This is a genomic window from Enterobacter cloacae complex sp. S2 (genome assembly GCF_015159675.1).
Classification (GTDB): domain Bacteria; phylum Pseudomonadota; class Gammaproteobacteria; order Enterobacterales; family Enterobacteriaceae; genus Enterobacter; species Enterobacter intestinihominis.
Genome location: NZ_JADDTS010000090.1, coordinates 1 through 1,607, shown reverse-complemented (window position 1 = coordinate 1,607; position 1,607 = coordinate 1). Strand labels below are relative to the sequence as shown.

Here is a 1,607-nt window from a genome sequence, read left to right as displayed (position 1 = left end):
GACCAATACGACGCAGACCCAGGCCAAGCAGCGTTGCCTTGTGTTTCGGCAGACGACCGATTGCACTGCGGGTTTGAGTGATTTTAATAGTCTTTGCCATGGTCAATTACCCCAGAATTTCTTCAACGGATTTACCACGCTTGGCAGCGACCATTTCTGGAGAATTCATATTTTCCAGGCCATCAATAGTTGCACGAACCACGTTGATCGGGTTGGTGGAACCATATGCTTTAGCCAGAACGTTATGAACTCCAGCAACTTCCAGAACGGCGCGCATTGCACCACCGGCGATGATACCGGTACCTTCGGAAGCTGGCTGCATGAATACACGAGAACCCGTGTGAACACCTTTAACTGGGTGTTGCAGGGTACCGTTGTTCAGCGCGACGTTAATCATATTGCGACGGGCTTTTTCCATCGCTTTCTGGATCGCTGCTGGAACTTCACGCGCTTTACCGTAACCAAAACCAACGCGACCGTTACCATCACCCACTACAGTCAGAGCTGTGAAGGAGAAAATACGACCACCTTTAACGGTTTTAGATACGCGGTTTACCGCGATCAGCTTTTCCTGCAGTTCGCCAGCCTGTTTTTCGATGTGAGCCATCTTACACCTCTACCTTAGAACTGAAGGCCAGCTTCACGGGCAGCATCTGCCAGTGCCTGGACACGACCATGATATTGGAACCCGGAACGGTCAAAGGAAACATTGCTGATGCCTTTTTCCAGAGCGCGTTCTGCAACAGCTTTACCTACAGCTGCAGCGGCGTCTTTGTTACCGGTATACTTCAATTGTTCTGAGATAGCTTTTTCTACAGTAGAAGCAGCTACCAGAACTTCAGAACCGTTCGGTGCAATTACCTGTGCGTAAATATGACGCGGGGTACGATGTACCACCAGGCGAGTTGCACCCAGCTCTTTGAGCTTGCGGCGTGCGCGGGTCGCACGACGGATACGAGCAGATTTCTTATCCATAGTGTTACCTTACTTCTTCTTAGCCTCTTTGGTACGCACGACTTCGTCGGCGTAACGAACACCCTTGCCTTTATAAGGCTCAGGACGACGGTAGGCGCGCAGATCTGCTGCAACCTGACCGATCAGCTGTTTATCAGCGCCTTTCAGCACGATTTCAGTCTGAGTCGGGCATTCTGCAGTGATTCCGGCCGGCAGCGGATGCTCAACAGGGTGTGAGAAGCCCAGAGACAGGCCTACTGCATTCCCTTTGATAGCTGCACGATAACCTACACCAACCAGCTGAAGCTTTTTAGTGAAGCCTTCGGTAACACCAACAACCATTGAGTTCAGCAGGGCACGCGCGGTACCAGCCTGAGCCCATCCATCCACGAAACCATCGCGTGGACCGAAGGTCAGAGCGTTATCTGCATGTTTAACTTCAACAGCTTTGTTGAGGGTACGAGTCAGCTCGCCGTTTTTACCTTTGATCGTAATAACCTGACCGTCGATTTTGACATCAACGCCGGCAGGAATAACGACCGGTGCTTTAGCAACACGAGACATTCTTTCCTCCGATTAGGCTACGTAGCAGATAATTTCGCCACCAAGACCAGCCTGGCGCGCTGCACGATCAGTCATAACACCTTTAGAGG

5 protein-coding genes are annotated in these 1,607 nt (G+C 51.2%); all 5 read right to left on the bottom strand.

The window, feature by feature from the left end:
- The coding region (locus tag IPZ49_RS22870; RefSeq protein ID WP_193762889.1) for an uL30 family ribosomal protein at positions 1-100 on the bottom strand (100 nt) is incomplete at its 3' end.
- Between the two features lie 6 nt (positions 101-106).
- Positions 107-607, bottom strand: coding sequence for a 30S ribosomal protein S5 (gene rpsE / locus IPZ49_RS22865; protein WP_003863299.1), 501 nt, complete (start codon positions 605-607; stop codon positions 107-109).
- A 14-nt stretch (positions 608-621) separates the two neighbouring features.
- Positions 622-975 (bottom strand): 50S ribosomal protein L18, encoded by a 354-nt coding sequence (gene rplR, locus IPZ49_RS22860; RefSeq protein WP_003863297.1) that lies wholly within the window; start codon positions 973-975, stop codon positions 622-624.
- A 9-nt stretch (positions 976-984) separates the two neighbouring features.
- Positions 985-1,518 carry a 50S ribosomal protein L6 gene (gene rplF / locus IPZ49_RS22855; RefSeq protein WP_003863296.1) on the bottom strand — a complete coding sequence of 178 codons (534 nt, stop codon included), beginning with the start codon at positions 1,516-1,518 and terminating at the stop codon, positions 985-987.
- A gap of 12 nt (positions 1,519-1,530) precedes the next feature.
- Positions 1,531-1,607: 30S ribosomal protein S8 (gene rpsH / locus IPZ49_RS22850; RefSeq protein WP_071589815.1), on the bottom strand; the 77-nt coding region annotated here is incomplete at its 5' end.